This window comes from Coralliovum pocilloporae (assembly GCF_030845175.1).
Taxonomy (GTDB): domain Bacteria; phylum Pseudomonadota; class Alphaproteobacteria; order Rhizobiales; family Cohaesibacteraceae; genus Coralliovum; species Coralliovum pocilloporae.
In genome coordinates this window covers 2,728,004-2,747,228 of record NZ_CP132542.1, presented here as the reverse complement: position 1 = coordinate 2,747,228, position 19,225 = coordinate 2,728,004, and the positions used below count along the sequence as shown (strand labels likewise).

19 protein-coding genes are annotated in these 19,225 nt (G+C 51.9%); 7 read left to right on the top strand and 12 right to left on the bottom strand.

Translation table 11 applies throughout. The annotated features are described in order from the left end of the window. Positions 1–75: 75 nt before the first annotated feature. Positions 76–1,140 carry a CsgG/HfaB family protein gene (locus RA157_RS12605; protein WP_350333479.1) on the bottom strand — a complete coding sequence of 355 codons (1,065 nt, stop codon included), beginning with the start codon at positions 1,138–1,140 and terminating at the stop codon, positions 76–78. Between the two features lie 13 nt (positions 1,141–1,153). Beyond that, complete coding sequence (locus RA157_RS12600) at positions 1,154–1,561, bottom strand: hypothetical protein (RefSeq protein WP_350333478.1); 408 nt, start codon at positions 1,559–1,561, stop codon at positions 1,154–1,156. Positions 1,562–1,834: 273 nt separating this feature from the next. Here RA157_RS12600 and RA157_RS12595 point away from each other — a divergent pair, with 273 nt between their 5' ends. From RA157_RS12595 to RA157_RS12585, 3 genes are all read left to right on the top strand, one after another. Further along, positions 1,835–2,755: a DMT family transporter gene (locus RA157_RS12595; RefSeq protein WP_350333477.1), complete on the top strand. Its 921-nt coding sequence runs from the start codon at positions 1,835–1,837 to the stop codon at positions 2,753–2,755. 156 nt (positions 2,756–2,911) lie between these two features. Beyond that, positions 2,912–3,733, top strand: coding sequence for a methyl-accepting chemotaxis protein (locus RA157_RS12590; protein ID WP_350333476.1), 822 nt, complete (start codon positions 2,912–2,914; stop codon positions 3,731–3,733). Between the two features lie 11 nt (positions 3,734–3,744). Further along, positions 3,745–4,554 carry a methyl-accepting chemotaxis protein gene (locus RA157_RS12585; RefSeq protein ID WP_350333475.1) on the top strand — a complete coding sequence of 270 codons (810 nt, stop codon included), beginning with the start codon at positions 3,745–3,747 and terminating at the stop codon, positions 4,552–4,554. A 180-nt stretch (positions 4,555–4,734) separates the two neighbouring features. Here the strand turns inward: RA157_RS12585 and RA157_RS12580 are convergent, their stop codons facing one another. Next, on the bottom strand, positions 4,735–5,355 hold the full coding sequence (locus RA157_RS12580) for an immunity protein Imm33 domain-containing protein (RefSeq protein ID WP_350333474.1): 621 nt from the start codon (positions 5,353–5,355) through the stop codon (positions 4,735–4,737). A 349-nt stretch (positions 5,356–5,704) separates the two neighbouring features. On the opposite strand from RA157_RS12580, the gene RA157_RS12575 reads away from it, so the two are divergent. Then, on the top strand, positions 5,705–6,388 hold the full coding sequence (locus RA157_RS12575) for a transposase (protein ID WP_350333456.1): 684 nt from the start codon (positions 5,705–5,707) through the stop codon (positions 6,386–6,388). 1,230 nt (positions 6,389–7,618) lie between these two features. Here the strand turns inward: RA157_RS12575 and RA157_RS12570 are convergent. From RA157_RS12570 to RA157_RS12530, 9 genes are all read right to left on the bottom strand, one after another. After that, positions 7,619–8,071 carry a hypothetical protein gene (locus RA157_RS12570; protein ID WP_350333473.1) on the bottom strand — a complete coding sequence of 151 codons (453 nt, stop codon included), beginning with the start codon at positions 8,069–8,071 and terminating at the stop codon, positions 7,619–7,621. A 2-nt stretch (positions 8,072–8,073) separates the two neighbouring features. Further along, the gene (locus RA157_RS12565; protein ID WP_350333472.1) at positions 8,074–8,655 is read right to left on the bottom strand and encodes a hypothetical protein; all 582 of its coding nucleotides are present in this window, start codon (positions 8,653–8,655) and stop codon (positions 8,074–8,076) included. Between the two features lie 10 nt (positions 8,656–8,665). Then, complete coding sequence (locus RA157_RS12560; RefSeq protein ID WP_350333471.1) at positions 8,666–8,977, bottom strand: hypothetical protein; 312 nt, start codon at positions 8,975–8,977, stop codon at positions 8,666–8,668. A gap of 9 nt (positions 8,978–8,986) precedes the next feature. Continuing rightward, positions 8,987–9,133, bottom strand: coding sequence for a hypothetical protein (locus RA157_RS12555; protein WP_350333470.1), 147 nt, complete (start codon positions 9,131–9,133; stop codon positions 8,987–8,989). Positions 9,134–9,480: 347 nt separating this feature from the next. After that, positions 9,481–11,052, bottom strand: coding sequence for a GMC family oxidoreductase (locus RA157_RS12550; RefSeq protein WP_350333469.1), 1,572 nt, complete (start codon positions 11,050–11,052; stop codon positions 9,481–9,483). A gap of 14 nt (positions 11,053–11,066) precedes the next feature. Next, positions 11,067–11,585, bottom strand: a complete 519-nt coding sequence (locus tag RA157_RS12545; protein WP_350333468.1) for a Twin-arginine translocation pathway signal — start codon at positions 11,583–11,585, stop codon at positions 11,067–11,069. 52 nt (positions 11,586–11,637) lie between these two features. Continuing rightward, positions 11,638–12,033, bottom strand: coding sequence for a VOC family protein (locus RA157_RS12540; protein ID WP_350333467.1), 396 nt, complete (start codon positions 12,031–12,033; stop codon positions 11,638–11,640). A gap of 108 nt (positions 12,034–12,141) precedes the next feature. Next, the gene (locus RA157_RS12535; protein ID WP_350333466.1) at positions 12,142–12,432 is read right to left on the bottom strand and encodes a ribbon-helix-helix domain-containing protein; all 291 of its coding nucleotides are present in this window, start codon (positions 12,430–12,432) and stop codon (positions 12,142–12,144) included. A gap of 69 nt (positions 12,433–12,501) precedes the next feature. Beyond that, a complete protein-coding gene (locus tag RA157_RS12530) occupies positions 12,502–13,605 on the bottom strand; it encodes a hypothetical protein (RefSeq protein WP_350333465.1) in 1,104 nt (367 codons plus the stop codon). A 340-nt stretch (positions 13,606–13,945) separates the two neighbouring features. Between RA157_RS12530 and RA157_RS12525 the strand changes: the two genes are divergently transcribed. The 3 genes from RA157_RS12525 (at position 13,946) to RA157_RS12515 (ending at position 18,931) form a co-directional block, all read left to right on the top strand. Continuing rightward, positions 13,946–14,677 carry a class I SAM-dependent methyltransferase gene (locus RA157_RS12525; RefSeq protein ID WP_350333464.1) on the top strand — a complete coding sequence of 244 codons (732 nt, stop codon included), beginning with the start codon at positions 13,946–13,948 and terminating at the stop codon, positions 14,675–14,677. Between the two features lie 85 nt (positions 14,678–14,762). Next, positions 14,763–18,002 (top strand): Eco57I restriction-modification methylase domain-containing protein, encoded by a 3,240-nt coding sequence (locus tag RA157_RS12520; protein ID WP_350333463.1) that lies wholly within the window; start codon positions 14,763–14,765, stop codon positions 18,000–18,002. Then, entirely contained in the window at positions 17,999–18,931 is a 933-nt protein-coding gene (locus RA157_RS12515) for a restriction endonuclease (RefSeq protein WP_350333462.1), read from the top strand. The genes RA157_RS12520 and RA157_RS12515 overlap by 4 nt, the downstream gene beginning before the upstream one ends. Positions 18,932–19,225: the final 294 nt, after the last annotated feature.

Sequence of the window (19,225 nt, the reverse complement as noted above, 5' to 3'; positions counted from 1 at the left end):
ATCATCCTGACCGGAGTTATGCCCTGCTGCATAAAATAATCCGTAGTGGATGATATTTAGCCGTTCGCGTTTGATTCAGTTACGGACTGGAACATCGAAGAAACTGACGGTTTCCACCTGCCATTTTCCCAGCTTTGCAACGTCAGGAACCACGACAAGCTCCATACCGATACTGACGTTTGACACAGCTTTGCCACTCTTGCGCGTGACGTTGAAATTATGCTGAAGAATCTTGCCAGGTTTTAGCATAATTGTCGTTGGCCCGTTCGGATCAGTACAATATTGGAAACCGTTACTTCGTCCACAAGTCCTCAGGCCTTTCCATTTATCTTTCCATTTCAGATCTTCCCCATCGTCTCCGGTCACATGAAGCGTGTTACTGATGTAAGACAAACCAATGGGTTTCTTTGACTTGTTGACGAACCGAATGCTTCCGTTGATCGTCTCACCATCCGATGAAAGGCGTATGTTGCTGATATGTGCATCAAAGGACGAGGACTCATACGTGTTTCCTGCGTCAATCTGCGAAGAGGTATTCGTAACACTTACCGTTTGTCTGGCAGGGTTACCACCAGTCGCCACGGCAAACCCGCATGTCGCACGTGACCTGGTCTTGAGCATTGAGGAAATGGTTCCTGTCCGCGGAAATGACGAACGGGCTGTTGAGAAAACCTTACCATTAGTCGTGCTGATAAGACGGCCCTGCACAATAATTCGATCCCCGAATTCCGTGATTTTCGCCGTTACCAGAGCATTGACCCCTTCAATTTCACCAATTTTCTTTGCCGTGTCGGGAGCAACGGTCCCGTCGTAGATGAGGTTGAGCTCTTTAAAAATCGCGTTGAGCTGGCTGCGCTCGATAATCGAGAACGATCCACCATTCGCGTTGAAGAGCGAATCCACAAGCTGTTCTGACAGAAAATTCGAGAGATCCGAGCAGGTATTGTCACTATGCGTAATCGTCGAGACTGCAATTGTACCCTTGCCGTCCGGCAGTGCTTTCTCAACGATCAGCTTTGCCAGCTCGTCTGCGCTCTCCAGGATTGAACCTGCTGCATATGACGGAGATATCTTTGCAGTCAGCGCCAATGAACAGACAACTGATACAATCAGAAATTTGTAAACCGAACTCCAAATCATCCCTTCGACACCCCTATTCAGATTGACATAGTCCCGTTTCCCTGAACGCAACCTCAAGCTTTTCCATCAAACCAGATAACGCCCTGGTTTCAGAATAATCACCCTTTGCAGCAGCTGACAACGACATCCAGTCCGTTTCTCTTTTCATTTCATCCTGAACAGAAAAACGCCCTTCAAGATAGGAGGACTGAAAGCCATGAGACGTCTCGTCTTTTGACTGATGAATTTCGGTGTAACCCTGAATGGCAAGTGCAAGCTGGCAGTTCTGGGTACCAAGCAACTGGCGCAGAGCCTGGTCGACTACCAATCTGCGTTCATCCGAAATTGCAGTATTGACCCAGGTAATCCCGACAGGATTACTCGCCTGCTCCAACGGAGCGCGGTCGCTGGAAGAGAAAAGATGAGACCCGAAGAACGACATAACAGTGATAACTGCTGTTACGACCGTGCAGATCACGGCAATAGCCGCAAGCTCTCTGTTTGATATCCACCAGAGTATTCTGCGGTATCTGCTGCCTGGCTGTCTCATGGGGTACCAATAAGCTGTTTGCCTGCACATTACGCAACCAAGATCAATTACAACCATTATCTTTTACCACCGGAGACTGCAACAGCATTCCTTCTCTCACAAACACGTTGCATCCTGGTGGGCGCAGGTTCTAACCTCACCCTTTTTTGGGATTGGGGAGTTGTCATGCGCAGTGAGTCGGGTCTTGCGCCGCTTTATTCTGTTGCGGCGGCAGTGTCTGTTCTGTCGATCATGGATGCGCTGATCAAGGATCTGTCAGGCACATTCACCATCGCCCAGATCGTAACACTGCGCTACGGGTTCGGCATGCTGGCAGCAGTTCCCTTTTTCATCATGCTGACCTCGCCGCGTCTCTCGGCAAATGCCTTTCGTACAGGCTTTGTGCGCTCGCTGGCCATTGTTGCCACGGCCAGCTCGTTCTTCTATGCGCTTTCTGTTTTGCCTCTGGCGGTTGCCGTCACCATTGCCTTCACCGCGCCACTGTTTCTTGTGCTTCTGGGTGCGCTTGTTCTGAAAGAGCCGATTACGGTCCAGGCCATCGCAGGCGTTTTTATCGGCCTTCTGGGTGTTCTTCTGATCATGGGACCGGAGCTGGTGAACGGATTTGGCTCTGAAGCCTCTCTATCCGGTTACCTGGCTGCATTGTTTGCTTCACTTGGCTATGCCGTGGCTCTTGTTCTCACCCGGCTGCATTCGTCCCATGACGCTCCGGCTGCCATGGTGATGGTACAGACGGGTTTTTGCGCGTTGATTGTTCTGCCATTTGGCATCAGCGCCTGGACTCCGCCTGCGACCCTTGACTGGGGACAGGCGCTGATTGTCGGCTGCCTTGGAACATTCGGCCACCTGCTGATGGCCTGGGGCTTTTCCCGCGCAGAAGCATCTCGCCTGGGGCCGATCGAATACGTGGCTTTTCTCTGGGCCATTGTGATTGGCTATTTTTTCTTCGGAGAAGTTCCAGGCTGGTGGGTTCTGTCTGGCGCCGGTCTGATTATTCTGGCCTGCGTGGTCGTGGCCCGCCGCCCCGCTGCGCCAAACTCTGCTGGCGCTCTTATGGATGAGATTAAGTCAGACGGAGGTAATTGATCGCTCCAAGCGAGCCTGAAGTATACGATTTCACGCTAAAACCCGCAAATATGCAATGATCTTCAACAAGCTTTAACCATATCACGACACTGTGGGGCTCTGAGGAATGCGCTCTTTATGGGGCATTGGGGCGACAGATTGAGGATGGGCAGCCATATGGGCGACAGTCTGCCAGTGGGACAAGCAGCGGAACAGCCTGACGAGCTTGAGACGTTGATCACCACCATTCGGGATAATGCCCGCAAGGTGAATGCTGCCTCACGTGCCCGTGTCACCTTTCTTGACGAGCTGATTGCATCAACTGAGGGGGTCAAAACCCGCCTTGGTGGCGCAAACCAGATTGTCACACAGGCCTGCGCCAATCTGAATGACGTCGTCAGTCAGCTCGGCACCATCAAACACATGGCAGAACGGTCAGCCTCTGATGCTCGGGAAGAGGCCGAGATCACTCGTGGGTCCCGCGACAGGCTGGATGCATTCTCAACCGAATTTACCCAGATCAACAAGCTGGCCGATGCCATTACAGCCATCGCCCGGCAGACCCGCCTGCTGGCGCTGAACGCCACGATTGAAGCGGCTCGCGCTGCAGAGCACGGACGCGGCTTCACAGTCGTTGCCAACGAGGTGAAGCGCCTGTCTTCCCGTACGGAAGGGTCCAGCCACGAGATCAACGAGGCGCTGGTGCCACTGACCAACCATGTGCAGGAGCTGGAAGGCGGCATTGACGAGCTGATGACGCTGATCAACACCGCCTCAGACAGCCGCATGGAACTTGTGACCATTGTCGAGACCATCATGACCGTGGTGGATACAGCCACCGCCTCTGTTGATCAGACACGCGAAGAAACACAGACCGTCGCCGATCAGTGTGATGATGTGATCGAAAAACTCCGCACCATCCGCACGGACGCAGAAGCCGCTATCAAGGGTTCCGCAAAGAATATTGAACTGGCGGAACGGGCCATCAGTCTGCTTTAGGAGACAAAGACATGGCCAACAGCCAGCGCAGGGAACGACACGACGAGCTTGAAACGCTCATCACCACCATCCGCAACAATGCCCGCAACGTTCATGAAGCCTCCCATGCACGGGTAAAGTTTCTTGATGAGCTGATCACCTCTACCGAAGGGGTGAAAACCCGCCTCTGCGGGGCAAACAAGATTGTCACCCAGGCCTGCGCCAACCTGAACGACGTGGTCAACCAGCTCGGCACCATCAAGGGGATGGCGGACAAATCTGCAGCTGACGCCCAGGAAGAAGCCCAGATCAGCCGTAATTCCCGGGAGCGCCTTCAGGCGTTCTCAACCGAATTCGCGCAGATCAACCGGCTGGCGGATGCCATTACTGCTATTGCCCGCCAGACCCGCCTGCTGGCACTGAATGCCACGATTGAGGCTGCCCGCGCTGCCCAGCACGGGCGCGGCTTCACAGTCGTTGCCAATGAGGTCAAGCGTCTTTCATCCAATACAGAGGGCTCCAGTCACGAGATCAACGAAGCCCTTGTGCCACTGACCAACCATGTGCAGGAACTTGAAAGCGGCCTTGACGGGCTGATGACCCTGATAAATTCGGCCACCGACAGCCGTCTTGAACTGGTGACCATCGTCGAGACCATCATGACCGTGGTGGATACAGCCACCGCCTCCGTTGATCGCACCAAGGCGGAGACCCAGAGCGTCGCTGACCAGTGTGACGATGTCATCGAAAAGCTGCGCACCATCCGCAAAGACGCCGAAGCCGCGATCAACGGCTCAGCCACCAACATGAACCTGGCCGACCGCGCCCTCGGGCTACTCTGAGGCGCGCGTAGGGCGGACTACAGCGCTGTTATCCCCTACCCGCTTCCTGTCATCAAAAACAGGCCAGCCATACCCGTTGTTCTTCTCGAACGGGGCTTCGTCGATAGAGGTTTCACAGACAATAGTCGACCAATAGCCTCGGACATTATATCTGCAACTAAGGTTTTACTCTTACACAAGTCATAATACACTTTCATCAAAGAAAATCTCACCAGAGCGCTCATCAAAGCAATAGCCTTCTGGCATAGCTAGATATTTTGTGAAATTGATGCTTCTTATACTCAAATGCAGCGGATGAATTAGCCTTAAATTACTAGTATCCCCCTCATCGTAATCATCAGACAATATCCACCATCCCGACATATGATCTTCGCTGGAATACCTTGCTCCTTCACAGATTTTCCCGGAAAGAGCATTTGGTGTAATTACAATTAGCTGATCTGGCCTTGGAGGACAAAATAGCAATTTATGTTCATCACAAAACCTTCTCTGCTCGCCCCACACTCCAGCAGATGTATTTATTCCCGGCACATAATCATTAACATCATCATTGTACTCGTAAAACGAAATATAACCCCCCATCCTCTTTGCTATCAAAGACCACATTCCTAAATTTACAGTTTCATTATGCGATATCTTATTTCCATTCTGAATATATGAAGAGATATACTCCGCTATATCTCTACAATATAGAAGAAATTCAATGGACTTTACTTCAAATTTATACTCAACTCCATATATCGAGCCAAACCCGCAGGTTACATAACCTATCCCTGGATCAAGAGATGAAATTTCGATCATAAATAATACCGTTAGCAGTCCGAGGAACTCAAATTACGGTGATAGTTTACTAATTACGCATCACATTTCAAATGATACATTTTGATGGTTATTGTGACTTGATCGCAGCGACACACTATTTGGCCGTATGAGAGACAGATTAAGTAAACTGTCACCGTAATTCCGTAATTCTCACCGTAATTCCTGTGTTTCTGTGCAGGAAGAATACGGCCCGCTGTTTGCAGAGTTCACGGGTAAGCCAGTCTCAGCGATCTCGGCTCGCCTGGGCGCACCTTCTTTCCGCCGCAAGGAATTACGGAGAATTACGGTGACAGTTTACTAATTATCATTTTGTTCTTACAGTCTCAGCATGGCCCGCCTTGCACGTATTGTTGTTCCTGGTCTTCCGCATCATGTGACCCAGCGGGGGAACCGGCGTGAGCAGGTGTTTTTTTCTGGTGATGATTATCAGGCCTATGCTGACCTTCTGTCTGATGCTCTGAGAGTGAGTGGATCAGAAATCTGGTCCTGGTGCCTGATGCCCAACCATGTCCACCTAATCGTGGTGCCGGGGGATGAGGATGGCCTGCGGACGACGGTGGCTCACGTGCACAGGAAATATGCCGGGCGGATCAATGCACGTAACCGCTGGACCGGTCATCTCTGGCAGGGGCGGTTTGGTTCTGTTGTCATGGATGAGGATCATCTCCTGACAGCCTTTGCCTATGTCGCTCTTAATCCGGTCAGAGCCCGACTGGTAGAACGTGCTGAAGACTGGCCGTGGAGCAGTGTCCATGCGATTTTATCAGGGCGAGATGACGGGATCACCACATGTGAGCCTGTTCTGACCCGCATCCCTGATTTTAGGCGTTTCCTGTTGGATCATCAGGAGAGCGATGAGGTTTATGCCGTGTTGCGTCGGGGAGAGACGGCCGGGCGACCTTTGGGAAGTGCGTCGTTTACCCAAGACCTAGAGCGCCGTCTTAACCGCCGCCTGGCTCCTCAGAAACGAGGACCGAAAACGAAGCAGATTGTGGAGGATGGGAATAATTAAGTAAACTGTCACCGTAATTCACAACGGCGAAGATCAGACCCAGCCTGGCCAACCACGCCTGAGCGTATTGACGCAGTTTCGACACGTCTGATGACCCAGCTCCTGCCCCCTGCCACACCCGGTATGATGTGTTCTTATTTTTGATCGCTGAACTCTTACGGATAGATTTCATAGTGACGTATCAGTGCTGCAAAACGGCCAGTGTGTTGCGCAGCACCCTCTCCCCAGGTTTTGTTTGCTTTAGACGACAAAGACCCGTTTTGGGTGCCGTCAGATTGCAGAGCCGGATGTGTTGTTCTTCAACGCACTACAGGAAGAAATTGCGCGCAGACAAATGAAAACAGGGGGTAACAAGGTATGTGAGACGCTCAGGCAATGTTTCTGAGACGAAGCCATCTATTGTTCAGGCTTTTGGAGTTTGAGAACAAAATTCTATACAATGAGAATCAGATAACAGGACAAATTTCATTTATGCGAATTACCGTCAGCATAGATCAGAATCACCATTACAATGACTGCTTACTATCTATGCCTCACATCTCAAATGGAGCATCATTAGAGAGGCGGGATGGGATGAACTGTCACTAGAGTTCAAGTCTTATTTATGTGAATTCTCATAACAAGTCTTACCACAACCATGAGATCAATTCCCATCATCCCTAAACAACTAATAAAGAAAGCATCCCTTATAAAGAAAAACTCACCTTTTCCTATCATTGAATAGATCAGAAATCGCCTATTCGAATACCCATCCTCAATACTGAAAATATAAATACCAAAAAATACTAAAAAAATAACACATACAAGAATAAAATAATTAAAAATATCAAATTCAGGATAATCACTTCTAATTTTTTCTTTTAATTTAGCTTTAAATAAGGAAAAAGTAACAAATATTACTGACAATAAATAGGAAATTGAAACAAAAATAGAGAATTTTTTAAAAATTAATAAATCATTATTAGCCTTCAATTCATAAAACAATGGTGTCATTATATTTTAAAAATTAAAGTCTATCAAATCATATAAATAAATATAGAAATCACTAGATACACAAATTATATAATTTACAATTATCAAAACTGAAAATAGTATCTTCAGATATGAAATATCTGATAAAGACTTTTCATCTATATAAAAATCTCGAAAATTAATGTATTCTCTTCTTATGTTCTTCATGGAGCTCACCCAGTCGCACCTACAGCAAGATCAATCCCATTAGCTATCAAGTTAGACATTACAACCCTCCCTTAGGCTAAATGATCCAAAAAACCCGTTTACAGCAAGACCAGACAGAGAAAAAATAAATATACCTGGAAACAAAATCCAAATAAAAAACTGAAAAATAAGAGATGTTTTTGCAAAATAAATTATTTCAACCCCATCATTTGCATCGACTAAATTCAAAGGTAATTTAAATTTTACAAAATTATTAATTACATAAATCCATCCGCCTCTTGTAAATACTGATGGACTAAAGAAATATGAATTTATAAGACCTATAGACAATAATAATAACCAAAAATTTCCAAAAAAGAGAAACACATTACTATAAACAGAACTCAAACCAAGCTTATAGAAAGAAAATAAAACCAAAGTAGAAAGAATAAATAATGCGGTGGCTACGATCTTTCCAAATAACAGGTTCTTATAAGTTAAAGTGCTATTATCAATATTTTTCATATTTACCCCTTCTTTATACTGAAGAAAATATTTGAGATAATCATTCGAGCCGCAGCCGTACAGCCAACAAAAGCAAACAAGAATAAAATATAATCCTTTATCCAGAGCGCGAACCCTAAGTAAAAATAAGATTTTATAAATTTCGTTGATATTGAATCAAAATCAGGTTGAATAAAAAAAAGATACAAGACAAAAATACAAATAACTATCATCAAAAACAGGTAGTGGTTCACACCTTCATGATGATATTTATATTCGTATATAGATTTATCAACAGGATAAATAAAAGAAAATAATATTCCAAATAAATTAGAAAAAATACATAATGCAATAAAAATATCATAAATAGCCGAAAAATTATCTTCCACTAAAATATTTTCAGGGATGTCAATATTTTTAGATATAGATAAATAATCCGGCAATTTAACTATCTGGCCAATATCATGATTTTCAAAGTAAATTATAAAAATAAAAAAAGAAATCACAACCGGAGACAGAAAAATAATGAGCTGAAAAAAAGAGAATAAATTTAAGCTAGGATAACCAGCTCCAACAATATCGAGAGTTTTTTTCTCTTCCGTCACCTTACAAATCCTAACCAATTAACCGTTCAAAATTGGAACCAGAGACTGCATAGCCCAAAATGCGTCCGTGAAGCTCGGCCATCAAAACGGCTGACCGATTGGGATGCGAAACCGCATCCGTAAACAGACGACGGCATTTGTCTTCGCTGAACGTGATATCGGAATAGATGCTCTTCTCGTGAAACTCTCGACCCAAGGGGAGGATTTTCACGACTTCTTCCGCTTCTTGCGCAACGCGAATACGCAGTTCTCTTCCAGTGGCGCGGCCCTTGTCGGCTTCGCTTTTGTCGCCTGCACTATTCTCGTCTGATGCTGTCAGCATCACGACCCCCTATTGCATTCTGACCAACTCCGCATAGAGACCGCCGGCTTTCACCAGGTCATTATGCGTTCCGGTTTCTGCAACCTGCCCCTCATCCATTACCACGATACGATCATCACCCCTGACTGTGGTAAGGCGATGGACAACAATTATCACGGTTCTTCCTCTTGCTACAAGAGACAAACTCTTCTTAAACATGTGTTTTGAGTCATGCTATCAACCACCTGAATCTCCGCCGATACTATCACACTGAACATTCTTTGATGACGACGACGCAAAACATCGTCGCGGTAGCGGAGATCAGACTCTCAACACACCTTACAGGCATCTCAAACAAAAAAGCCGCCCCGAGGGGCGGCCAAGGTCGGTCTTGCGGGCAAGCCGTTTCGGGAGGTTTGGTCTACAGCGTGCTTCTGAAAAGTTGACAGACTTTTCAGTTAAAAGCTCGCGCAAAAACAAACCCTTAAAGCACCGCTACCCATTCAGGTTAAAAGTCTGGTGCTTTAGAGATTCCCTTTGCCCAGTTCACTGGCCAGATGGTCTGCCTGACGGATAGCCAGGGCCACAATGGTCAGGGTCGGGTTTTCTGCCGCCCCGGTGGTGAACTGGCTGCCATCGGAGATGAACAGGTTGGCAATATCATGGGTCTGGCCCCATTTGTTGACCACACCATCCCGCGCCTTCTCCGACATGCGGTTCGTGCCCAGATTGTGGGTTGAGGGATAGGGTGGTGTCGGGAAGGTGCGTGTTGCACCCACCGCGTCATATACCGCCGCCCCCTGCTTATAGGCGTGGTCGCGCATGGCGATGTCATTGGGGTGATCATCAAAATGCACATTGGGCACCGGCAGGCCGTACTGGTCTTTCACATCATGGTTGAGGGTGATGCGGTTGGTTTCCTGTGGCATATCCTCGCCGACGATCCACATACCCGCCATGTTCTCATAGAGATCCAGCGCGGTGGTAAACTCCCTGCCCCATGCGCCCGGGTCGAGGAAAGCCGCCATGAATGGCAGGCCCAGTGCCAGGGTTTCCAGCTCATAACCGCCCACAAACCCGCGGGACGGGTCATGGCGGGACTCATCCTGGATGATACCGGCCATAGTGGTTCCACGCCACATGTGCACAGGCTTGTCGAACACCGCATAGACCGAGCCGGTCATATGCCGCATATAGTTGCGCCCCACCTGGCCGGAGCTGTTGGCCAGCCCGTCCGGGAACAGGGATGAGGCGGAATTGAGCAGAAGCCTCGGGCTTTCAATGGAATTGCCCGCCACACAGACCACACGGGCCTTCTGCAGATGCTGATTGCCATCCTTGTCCGCATAGAGGACACCGGTCACCTTGCCGGATGCATCATGCTCGATCTTCAGCACATGGGCCCGCTCGCGCACCTCCAGATTGCCGGTTGCCTCGCCACGGGGGATATCAGTGTAAGCGGCTGACCACTTCGCCCCCCATTTACAGCCCTGGAAACAGAACCCTGTCTGCTGACAGACCTGTCGCCCGTCATATTCGGCGCTGTTGATGGCCATTCGTCCGGTATGAACCTGGCTGTAACCGAGCTTCCTGGCCCCGGCCTCGAACACCTTGTAATTGTTGTTGCCTGGCAGGCCATCCCGGCCACCGGTGCGGGTTACACCCAGTTTGGCTTCGGCCTTGTCGTAATAGGGAGCCATTTCGGCTGCATCAATCGGCCAGTCAAGCAGGCTCGCGCCCGACACATTGCCATAGGTACTGGCGGCCTTCCATTCATGATCCTGAAAGCGCAGGGATGCCCCGGCCCAGTGTGTGGTAGTTCCGCCGACGGCCTTGACTATCCAGGCAGGCAGCCCGGAAAAGTCTTTTGAGACGCGCCAGTCGCCGCTGGTGGTGCGACCGTCCAGCCAGGCCAACTGGCCGAAGCTTTCCCACTCATCATTGATGTAATCATCCGGCAGATAGCGCCCGCCAGCTTCCAGCGCCACAACGCTGATGCCTTTCTGGGCCAGTTCATTGGCAAGCACACCGCCGCCTGCGCCTGTTCCGATGATGACGACCACACTGTCATCGTTGAGGTCAAATGGTGCTGTCATGATCCCGTCCTCCCTCAGAGCCAGTTGATGTCGTCAAAGCCGCGGTCGATGTAACCGCCCTTGGTGTAGCTTTCGCCCTCATAGCCAAACAGCGGCCAGACCGCTTTCTGGTTATAGAGGCCGGTTACCAGCCCACCGCGCACCATCTGGAAGAAGGGGCTGTTTTCCATGCCTCGCAGGAGGTCGACACGATCCCGCTCCCAGCCTGTGCCCAGATAGCTGGAGAAGCCTGCACCGACCGCAGCCGCATTCAGCGCGGCGATGCCAGCCTCCACAGTGGCGGCCTGCTCTGCCGTGTCATACCCCTTCACAGCCGTGGCGTAGAACTCATCTCCCACATGGTCATGGGGGTAGATATCACGCGCCATCTGGATAAGCGTTGCCATGGTTTCAGGCTTCAGGTGTGAGACCTCCAGTGCCCAGGCAGCCGTATTAGCGGCAACAAAGCCGTTCCCCACCACCAGAAGCGCTCCCATGGCCACAGACCGTGACAGAAGCGCTCTTCGCGTCAGTCCGCGTTGTTGAGCGTCCATTTCCTTCTCCTCCATTTCCCGTAGTCGGCTTTTGCCGTGTTGTCTTTTCCGTTCAGCGATAGCGCCCGTGGCGCTGCAGCACCTCGATCTGATACCCGTCGGGATCAGCCACGAAGAAAAACCGGGCCAGCAGAGCGCCATCCCGTTCGAACTCAACGATTTTTCTAGGTGCAAGGCCTTCCGCCTCGAACCGGGCGTGTTCTGCATCCAGATCATCAACGCAGAAGGCGATATGACCGTAGCCGTCTCCGAGGTCGTAGGCCTCTTCCCGCCCTTTGTTGACGGTGAGCTCGACCTCAAAATCCGCTTCGCTGTTGCGCAGATAGACGAGCGTGAACGTCTCGAAATCGAGGCGCTCCGCCACAACCAGATCAAAGGCTGTTTTGTAGAACTGAACGGACCGCGCCTCTTCGAGAACGCGGATCATCATGTGTATTGCTTTCGCCAAAGCATCCTCCCAAAGCGATGTCTTGATCGCTCTGGCAGTTTGACGAAGTCAGAACCCGGCGTGGTAGTAGCACTCTACTACAGACCCTTTCGCCGGTTTTTTTGCGCCCTATTCGGCTGCAACGGGAACAGTATCTCCCGTTTCCTGTCCCTGATGGATCAGACAGGCACAGCGCAAAAGCGAGGTGAAATTGGTGACTTCACCGCGCAATTCCAGCACTTCAGAATGCAGCTTGGAGATAAAACCCGGTGTGGTCAGGCCTTCCCGTTCGGCAATGGTATCCAGCATTTCCCAATAGGATCGTTCCAGCCGAATGCTGGTGCTCTGGCCGTTCAGGCGCAGACGCCGGGTGACCGGCTCGTAATTATGCGGGTCCTGCCCCGCAAAAATCTGGCACATGCATCATCCTCCCGTATGACGACACAGCCGTCAGTATAGGGAGGATGTGCAAAGCCTGTCCAGACGCCTCTATTGCGCAGCAGCTGCTGCAGCCTGGTTAAACGCGTCGGCTGTAATCTCAGATGGCGGAGACACAGGCGCACCACCGCCCTCGCCCACGTAGCTGTCCGCCACAGAGAACATGTAGACCCCGCCCTTGCCGCGCGGGGCAATGGCATAGCGCTGGGCCAGTTCAAAATCTCCGGCCACACAGGTGGCGTGCCCCGTAAACAGGGTCTTGTCACCCACGGTCTTCCGGCCCGTACCCGACGAGAAATCTCCTTCGCACCCTTTCGCAGAGATGCTGATCAGATCTGTCAGCAGCGCCTGTTCCGAGGCATAGCTGCCTGCGGTGCGGATATGGGATGTCATGGTGCGGGCATCACTATAGGCCACCGCGTGATAGCCCTTCAGATCATCGGTGCGCTGGTCTTCCGCCTGGAGCTGCAGGGTCAGAGCTCCGGTCCGGCCCATCAGGTTGAACAGGCTCTGAGCCGCTTCGATCTTGAGCTGCGGATCATCGGAATTGCCAGCATGTGGCGGCTCTTCCGGTTCCGGCTCTGGCGTTGCGCTGGCGCTTGCCCCGCTGTCTGCAGCACTGCCCGGCGCCACACTGCCGACAACCGGTGCGCCTGTGCCGTATCGGGCTGCATAGGTATCTACGCAGCGGGCCATGCGCCGCATCAGTCGGGATGTTCCCGTCAGGCGGAACTGGTAATTGTAGGTACCGTCATAGACATATAATGTGCGCCCACGCCGGAAGCGGGTGATGATGTAGCCGCCCTGAGGCATTGCCATCCGCGCCAGCTCCGGGGAAATCGCCTCGGCTGTGCCCTGCTGCCAGGGGCCACGGTCAATACGGTATTGGAGGGCAATTTTTTCACCCGTCGTCATCGTCCAGCCAGGGGCAGAAAAGCCGATCCACCAGCTGTAATTGGCATCCACCTGAACACTCATGGAAATGCCGCTGCGATATTTGGCAATGGCCACGCAGGAATCAAACGCCCCTGTCTGGTCATTGGTGAAGGCGTTGCCGTTCCAGCTTCCGGTCCGGAAACTACCGACGACAGCCGCAGATGCGACGCCGCCCAGAAGCAGCAGAAAACACAGTGATGATACAAGTCTTTTAATCATGAAACTCCCCCGCGACTTCCCTCCTGTTACCATGACCCCATCGCGCGTTCTTGTTGTTTGAGTCACAGCATTTTCCCGAGGTTAGCCTTCCAGCGCGGCAAGCTCAAGACACAGAACCGGGTTTGCCAGGGTCAAGCCCCATTGCTCACGCCTATTCTGCGATAGTCATTTTACCGCCCCGCTTGGTTGGAGGTCCTTGAAAACCTAGACAATCCGCTGCTCCATCTCTACCGTTTTACGCAAAGGTGAGTCGCAGAATGTTGCCTCATATGCTGCATGTCTGGCGCAGAGCACCTGGTTACTTCTTCAGGATTCCTAACCCGAAACACAAGGCACGGTCATGGTCGCAATCGACAAGGGGAAAGACCGGTTTTCCATCATTGAACATCTGTCCGGCACGGAGAATATCGGTATCGAGCTGGGTGTGGCATCCGGCGGTTATTCCGCCCGCATGGTACAAAGCGGCAAGTTCCAGCGCTTTTTTGGCGTTGATGTTTATGGTGACCATCACAATCACGAGGAATACAAGGCCGCCGTCAAGCGCGTGGGCCTTGAGGGCAATTACACCCTTCTCAAGATGTTTTTTGATGAGGCGCTGGGCCTCTTTCCCGACGACTATTTCGATTTCATCTATATCGATGGCTATGCCCATAGCGGCGAGGAAGGCGGCAAGACCTTTTTCGACTGGCTGCCCAAGCTGAAATCCGGTGGCATCATGGCGGGTGATGACTATTCCGAGCGCTGGCCGCTGGTCATCCAGTCGGTCACCTATTTTGCAGAACAGACAGGCGCCGAGATTACCCTGACAGACCCGGATGTGAAGGGCCCGGACGCTGTGTTCGACCAGTCACCGACCTGGTACATCACCAACACAGATCTCAAGACCGATTGGCAGCGCAACGCCCAGTTCGAAGAACAAGGCAAGGCGCTTGGCGCTCAGACCCGAGACCGGCACAAACAGACCATGATGCTCGGCCAGACCTTCGAAAAACTCCTCCACACCGCCATGACCACAGACGACCCCGCCGTCATCCGCATCAACGGCAAGAACGTCTATGTGGTGGCGAAGTGAGGGATGGCCAAACAGCGTGTTGCGCTTGATTGGCTAACTATGTATCCACAAAGTTGCATGACTTTCCTGATTGGTGGATTCTTCTGTGGCTCAAGCGACGCTCTTCAATCCTAAGACACTCAAGAAGTATACGGAGCGCTTTGAGGCCTGCCCCGACCATCACAGAGAGATTCTTGAGAACTGGGCTGAACTGATCAGATCAGCGCGGATCAAGGATTATAAGGAAACCGCTCTCCACGGTGAGTTCAAGACCAGGCTTGTGGAAACCGTTCTTGGCTATCGTGGCCCGGTGGAAGGGCAGGATTTCACGGTTGCGGCTGAGAAGGCCATTCTCCGGGGCTCGGTTGATCTGGCGCTTGGTCACTTTTCAACTGATCGTGCAGAGATCATCGCCCCGTTTGAATTGAAAGGCGCAAAGACCAAAGATCTCGACGCCATTATGCCCGGGCGAGCAAAAAGCCCGGTTCAACAGGCCTGGGAATATGCCACCAATGCACCTGGCGTGAAATGGGTATTGGTCTCGAATTATCTGGAAATCAGGCTCTACGGGTTTGGCGAAGGCACCCAGGCTTATGAGCGCTTTGACCTGGCAAAGCTGACAGAGCCTGAACAATATGCCCGGTTCATGCTATTGTTGAGCGCTGAAAACCTTTTAACAGGCCGCACGGCGGAACTCCTGGCAGAGAGCCGCCGGGAAGATAAGGACATCACCAACCGGCTTTATAGCCATTACAAGATCCTGCGCAGCGAGTTGATCGCGGCGGTTCGCGCGGCGGCTCCGACGATGGATCCGCTCAAAAGCATCTCGGTCGCCCAGACCATTCTCGACCGGGTTCTGTTTACAGCCTTTGCCGAGGATACCGGCCTTTTACCCGACCGGATACTGGAGCGGGCCTTTGAGCATTCAGACCCGTTTAATCCAAAGCCGATCTGGGATAATTTCAAGGGCCTGTTTGCCTCCATAGACAAGGGTAACAAGGCCCTGGATGTGCCCCCGTATAATGGTGGCCTGTTTGCACCCGACCCGGATATTGATGCCATCCACCTGCCCGATGAGGTCTGTGAGGGCTTTAAGCGGATTGGTGATTATGATTTCGGCTCGGAAGTCTCGGTCACCGTTTTGGGGCACATCTTCGAGCAATCCATCAGCGATGTGGAGCGGGAGCAGGCGATTGCCCGCGGTGACGCAGTGGAGGTGGAAAAGACCTCCGGCACATCGGGACGCCGCAAGCGCGATGGCGTGGTCTATACCCCGGATTATATTGCCCGTTTCATTGTTGAACAGACCCTCGGCACCCATCTCAAAGAGATTTTCACAGACATTCTGAAAGGCCATGCCAAAAAGAATGCAGACCTGTCAGACTATGAAACCATCCCCTGGAAGCGGAAGAGCGCCGAGTTTGAGGCCTGGGAGGCCTATCGGAACCGGCTGAAGACCCTGCGCATTGTCGATCCCGCCTGCGGCTCTGGCGTGTTTCTCGTTATGGCCTTTGATTTCATGAAGGCAGAGCTGACCCGCGTCAACGATAAGATAGCCAGCCTGAAAGGCACCGGCCTTTATGGCGACCTGCTGGACCCGGACAGCGACATCCTCACAAATAACCTCTACGGGGTGGATGTGAACGAGGAAAGCGTTGAGATCGCAAAGCTGTCTCTCTGGGTCAAAACGGCGCGCAAGGGCAAGGCTCTCGACAGTCTCGACAACAATCTGAAAGTCGGCGACAGCCTGATTGAGGATTCCAACTATGCCTATCTGGCCCACGGCTTCACCTGGGCCACCGCCTTCCCGCATGTGTTTGCCGAGGGTGGCTTTGACGTGGTGCTGGGCAATCCGCCTTATGTGCGTCAGGAACTTCTGGGCGATATGAAGCCCTATCTCGAAAAACGCTTTGATGTCTATCACGGCGTGGCAGACCTCTATTGCTATTTCTTCGAACGCGGCTTGCGCCTTCTGAAGCCCGGCGGGCGACTTGGTTATATTTCCTCTGCCACCTTTTTCAAAACAGCCTCCGGCCAGCCTTTGCGGGATTTTCTCAGAAACAAGGCAACTCTTGAAACCATCGTTGATTTTGGTGATCTACAGATTTTTGAAGGGGTGACAACCTACCCGGCCATCCTGACCATGCGGGCCGAGAAACCAGGCAAGGAGCATCAAACCCGGTTTTGGAATGTCGACAAGCGACCCAATGACAACTTCTCCGCTGCCTATGGTCAAGCGGCTGAACATTATGCCCAGCAGCACTTGAGTACGGAGTCATGGGAGCTGGAAAGCCCGGCCCTGAAAGCCCTGCGGGACAAGATCAGAGCAGGCAGGAAAACCCTCAAAGAGGTTTATGGCTCGCCGCTCTATGGCATCAAAACAGGCCGGAATGAAGCTTTTGTTATAGACCGGCAAACCCGGGACAGACTGATTGCGGAAGACCCAAAATCCGAAGAGATCCTAAAGCCATGGCTTGAGGGACGGGACCTTAAACGCTGGCGAGCTGAGAGCCGGGATCTGTGGTTGATTTTCACGAGACGCGGGGTCGACATTGATGCCTATCCGGCCATTAAGCAGCACCTTGAACGGTATCGGGAGATTTTGGAACCAAAACCGGTGGGATGGCGTGCTAATGTCTATGGTGAGAAATGGCCTGGCCGGAAACCGGGCCCCTACTATTGGTATGAAGTACAAGATACAATTGCGTACTATACTAAACTGGACGCGCCCAAAATCTATTATAAAGACATTGCAGACCACGCTCCCTTTCACATCGACATTGAGGGTTCATACTCCGCTAATACCGGTTATTTCATACCTCAAGAGGATTGGTCATTACTAGCTTTTCTTAATTCGAAAATTTGTTGGTTTACATACCTCAGCATGAGTGCCCAGATCCGCGGTGGTTTTGTTCGATTTTTCTCGCAATTTGTTGAGCAATTACCAGTTCCACAGCTGTCCGAGCCTCCAAAATCCGAACTCGCCTCCCTCGCCCGGGCCTGCCAGACGGCTGCCGAGGAGCGCTACAGGCTGCAACAGGGTCTGCGTCGCCGGATTCCGGATTTGTGCCCGGATGGCCGGGAGCCAAAGCTCAACAATAAGCTGAAAGAATGGTGGGCATTGCCGGACTTTGCCGCCTTTCAGGCTGAAGTGAAAAAGAGCTTCAAGGCGGACATTCCCCTGTCCGAGCGCAATGACTGGGAAGACTGGATCAACCGTGACCGGGCGGACATCAATCGGCTGACAGCAGAGATCGCCGCCCATGAAGACCGCATCAACGCCATCGTTTACGAGCTGTTTGAGCTGACACCGGACGAGATCACCCTTCTGGAGGCCAATCTGTGACCCGCACCTTCACGATCGAAAAGGACGGCTTCCCCGACCTGCCGCACTTGATGCTCGCAACCCTCAAAGCCCTCCGCCACCTCGGTGGTTCCGCGTCCATCCACGAACTGGATGAAACCGTCATCGAGTTGGAAGGTGTGACTGAGGAAGAGCAATCCTACACCATGCCGAATGACGATCGGCAGAAGCTGAATTACTATTTGGCCTGGGCGCGAACCTTTCTGAAACGCGGCGAGGCGCTGGAAAATTCCGCACGCGGGATCTGGGCACTGACAGCAACAGGCGAAACTCTTTCCAGCCTTGAGCACATGCAGGCGATCCACAAGCGGGTCAATCAAGAGGAGCGAGACCGCGCCCGCGAAAAAAGACAGGCGGCTGCGGCCAAAAAGGCAAAGCACAAAAAGCAGGCGACAAACGCCTCTTTACCAGAAGCAACACTGGACGACGCTTTGCCGGAAGAGGATATCAAGGAGAGTTGGACAGCCACACTTCTCGACGTTCTAAAAGCCATGGACCCATCCGCCTTTGAACGCCTGTCCCAGCGCTTGCTGCGGGAGGCTGGCTTTGTGAAGGTGGAAGTGCGTGGCAAGACCGGCGATGGCGGCATCGACGGCGTGGGTGTATTGCGGGTGAACCTTGTCAGTTTCCAGATCTATTTCCAATGCAAACGATACAAAGGCAGTGTCAGCTCAAAAGAAATCCGGGATTTTCGCGGTGCTCTGCAAGGCCGTGCCGATAAGGGCCTGTTCATCACAACCGGCACCTTTACCAGTCAGGCTTCCGAAGAAGCGACCCGTGACGGCGCAATCGCTATTGATCTCATTGATGGCGACCGCCTGTGTGAACTGCTGAAGACCTACGAACTTGGCGTCAAAACCACCATGATCGAGCATGTGGATGTGAACGCCGAGTGGTTTCAGGGGCTGTAGACAGCACGATAACGAAGATATGACTGCTTTCTGTCTCCGTATCACCCCTGCCCGTCATCCCGGACAAGCAAAGCGCAGATCCGGGATCCAGGAGCGGCAAGCTCTGAGGGTGTGACTCTTTCCCGGCTGGATGCCGGGTCAAGTCCGGCATGACATTTAGGGCGGAGTGCCTCTCTGCTCCACAACACCCGCTCCCCGCGATGCCACGCATCGCAAAACAGATAATCCCCATGGCCGCCCGCCACCTGGCAACGAAAAAAGGCCGCCCCAGGGGACGGCCTTTCTCAAACTTTG

What these genes read in the sequence shown, in the direction of transcription:
- RA157_RS12605 (WP_350333479.1), bottom strand. Translation starts at nt 1,140, where the DNA reads ATGATTTGGAGTTCGGTTTACAAATTTCTGATTGTATCAGTTGTCTGT.
- RA157_RS12600 (WP_350333478.1), bottom strand. Translation starts at nt 1,561, where the DNA reads ATGTCGTTCTTCGGGTCTCATCTTTTCTCTTCCAGCGACCGCGCTCCG.
- RA157_RS12595 (WP_350333477.1), top strand. Translation starts at nt 1,835, where the DNA reads ATGCGCAGTGAGTCGGGTCTTGCGCCGCTTTATTCTGTTGCGGCGGCA.
- RA157_RS12590 (WP_350333476.1), top strand. Translation starts at nt 2,912, where the DNA reads ATGGGCGACAGTCTGCCAGTGGGACAAGCAGCGGAACAGCCTGACGAG.
- RA157_RS12585 (WP_350333475.1), top strand. Translation starts at nt 3,745, where the DNA reads ATGGCCAACAGCCAGCGCAGGGAACGACACGACGAGCTTGAAACGCTC.
- RA157_RS12580 (WP_350333474.1), bottom strand. Translation starts at nt 5,355, where the DNA reads ATGATCGAAATTTCATCTCTTGATCCAGGGATAGGTTATGTAACCTGC.
- RA157_RS12575 (WP_350333456.1), top strand. Translation starts at nt 5,705, where the DNA reads ATGGCCCGCCTTGCACGTATTGTTGTTCCTGGTCTTCCGCATCATGTG.
- RA157_RS12570 (WP_350333473.1), bottom strand. Translation starts at nt 8,071, where the DNA reads ATGAAAAATATTGATAATAGCACTTTAACTTATAAGAACCTGTTATTT.
- RA157_RS12560 (WP_350333471.1), bottom strand. Translation starts at nt 8,977, where the DNA reads ATGCTGACAGCATCAGACGAGAATAGTGCAGGCGACAAAAGCGAAGCC.
- RA157_RS12550 (WP_350333469.1), bottom strand. Translation starts at nt 11,052, where the DNA reads ATGACAGCACCATTTGACCTCAACGATGACAGTGTGGTCGTCATCATC.
- RA157_RS12545 (WP_350333468.1), bottom strand. Translation starts at nt 11,585, where the DNA reads ATGGACGCTCAACAACGCGGACTGACGCGAAGAGCGCTTCTGTCACGG.
- RA157_RS12535 (WP_350333466.1), bottom strand. Translation starts at nt 12,432, where the DNA reads ATGTGCCAGATTTTTGCGGGGCAGGACCCGCATAATTACGAGCCGGTC.
- RA157_RS12530 (WP_350333465.1), bottom strand. Translation starts at nt 13,605, where the DNA reads ATGATTAAAAGACTTGTATCATCACTGTGTTTTCTGCTGCTTCTGGGC.
- RA157_RS12525 (WP_350333464.1), top strand. Translation starts at nt 13,946, where the DNA reads ATGGTCGCAATCGACAAGGGGAAAGACCGGTTTTCCATCATTGAACAT.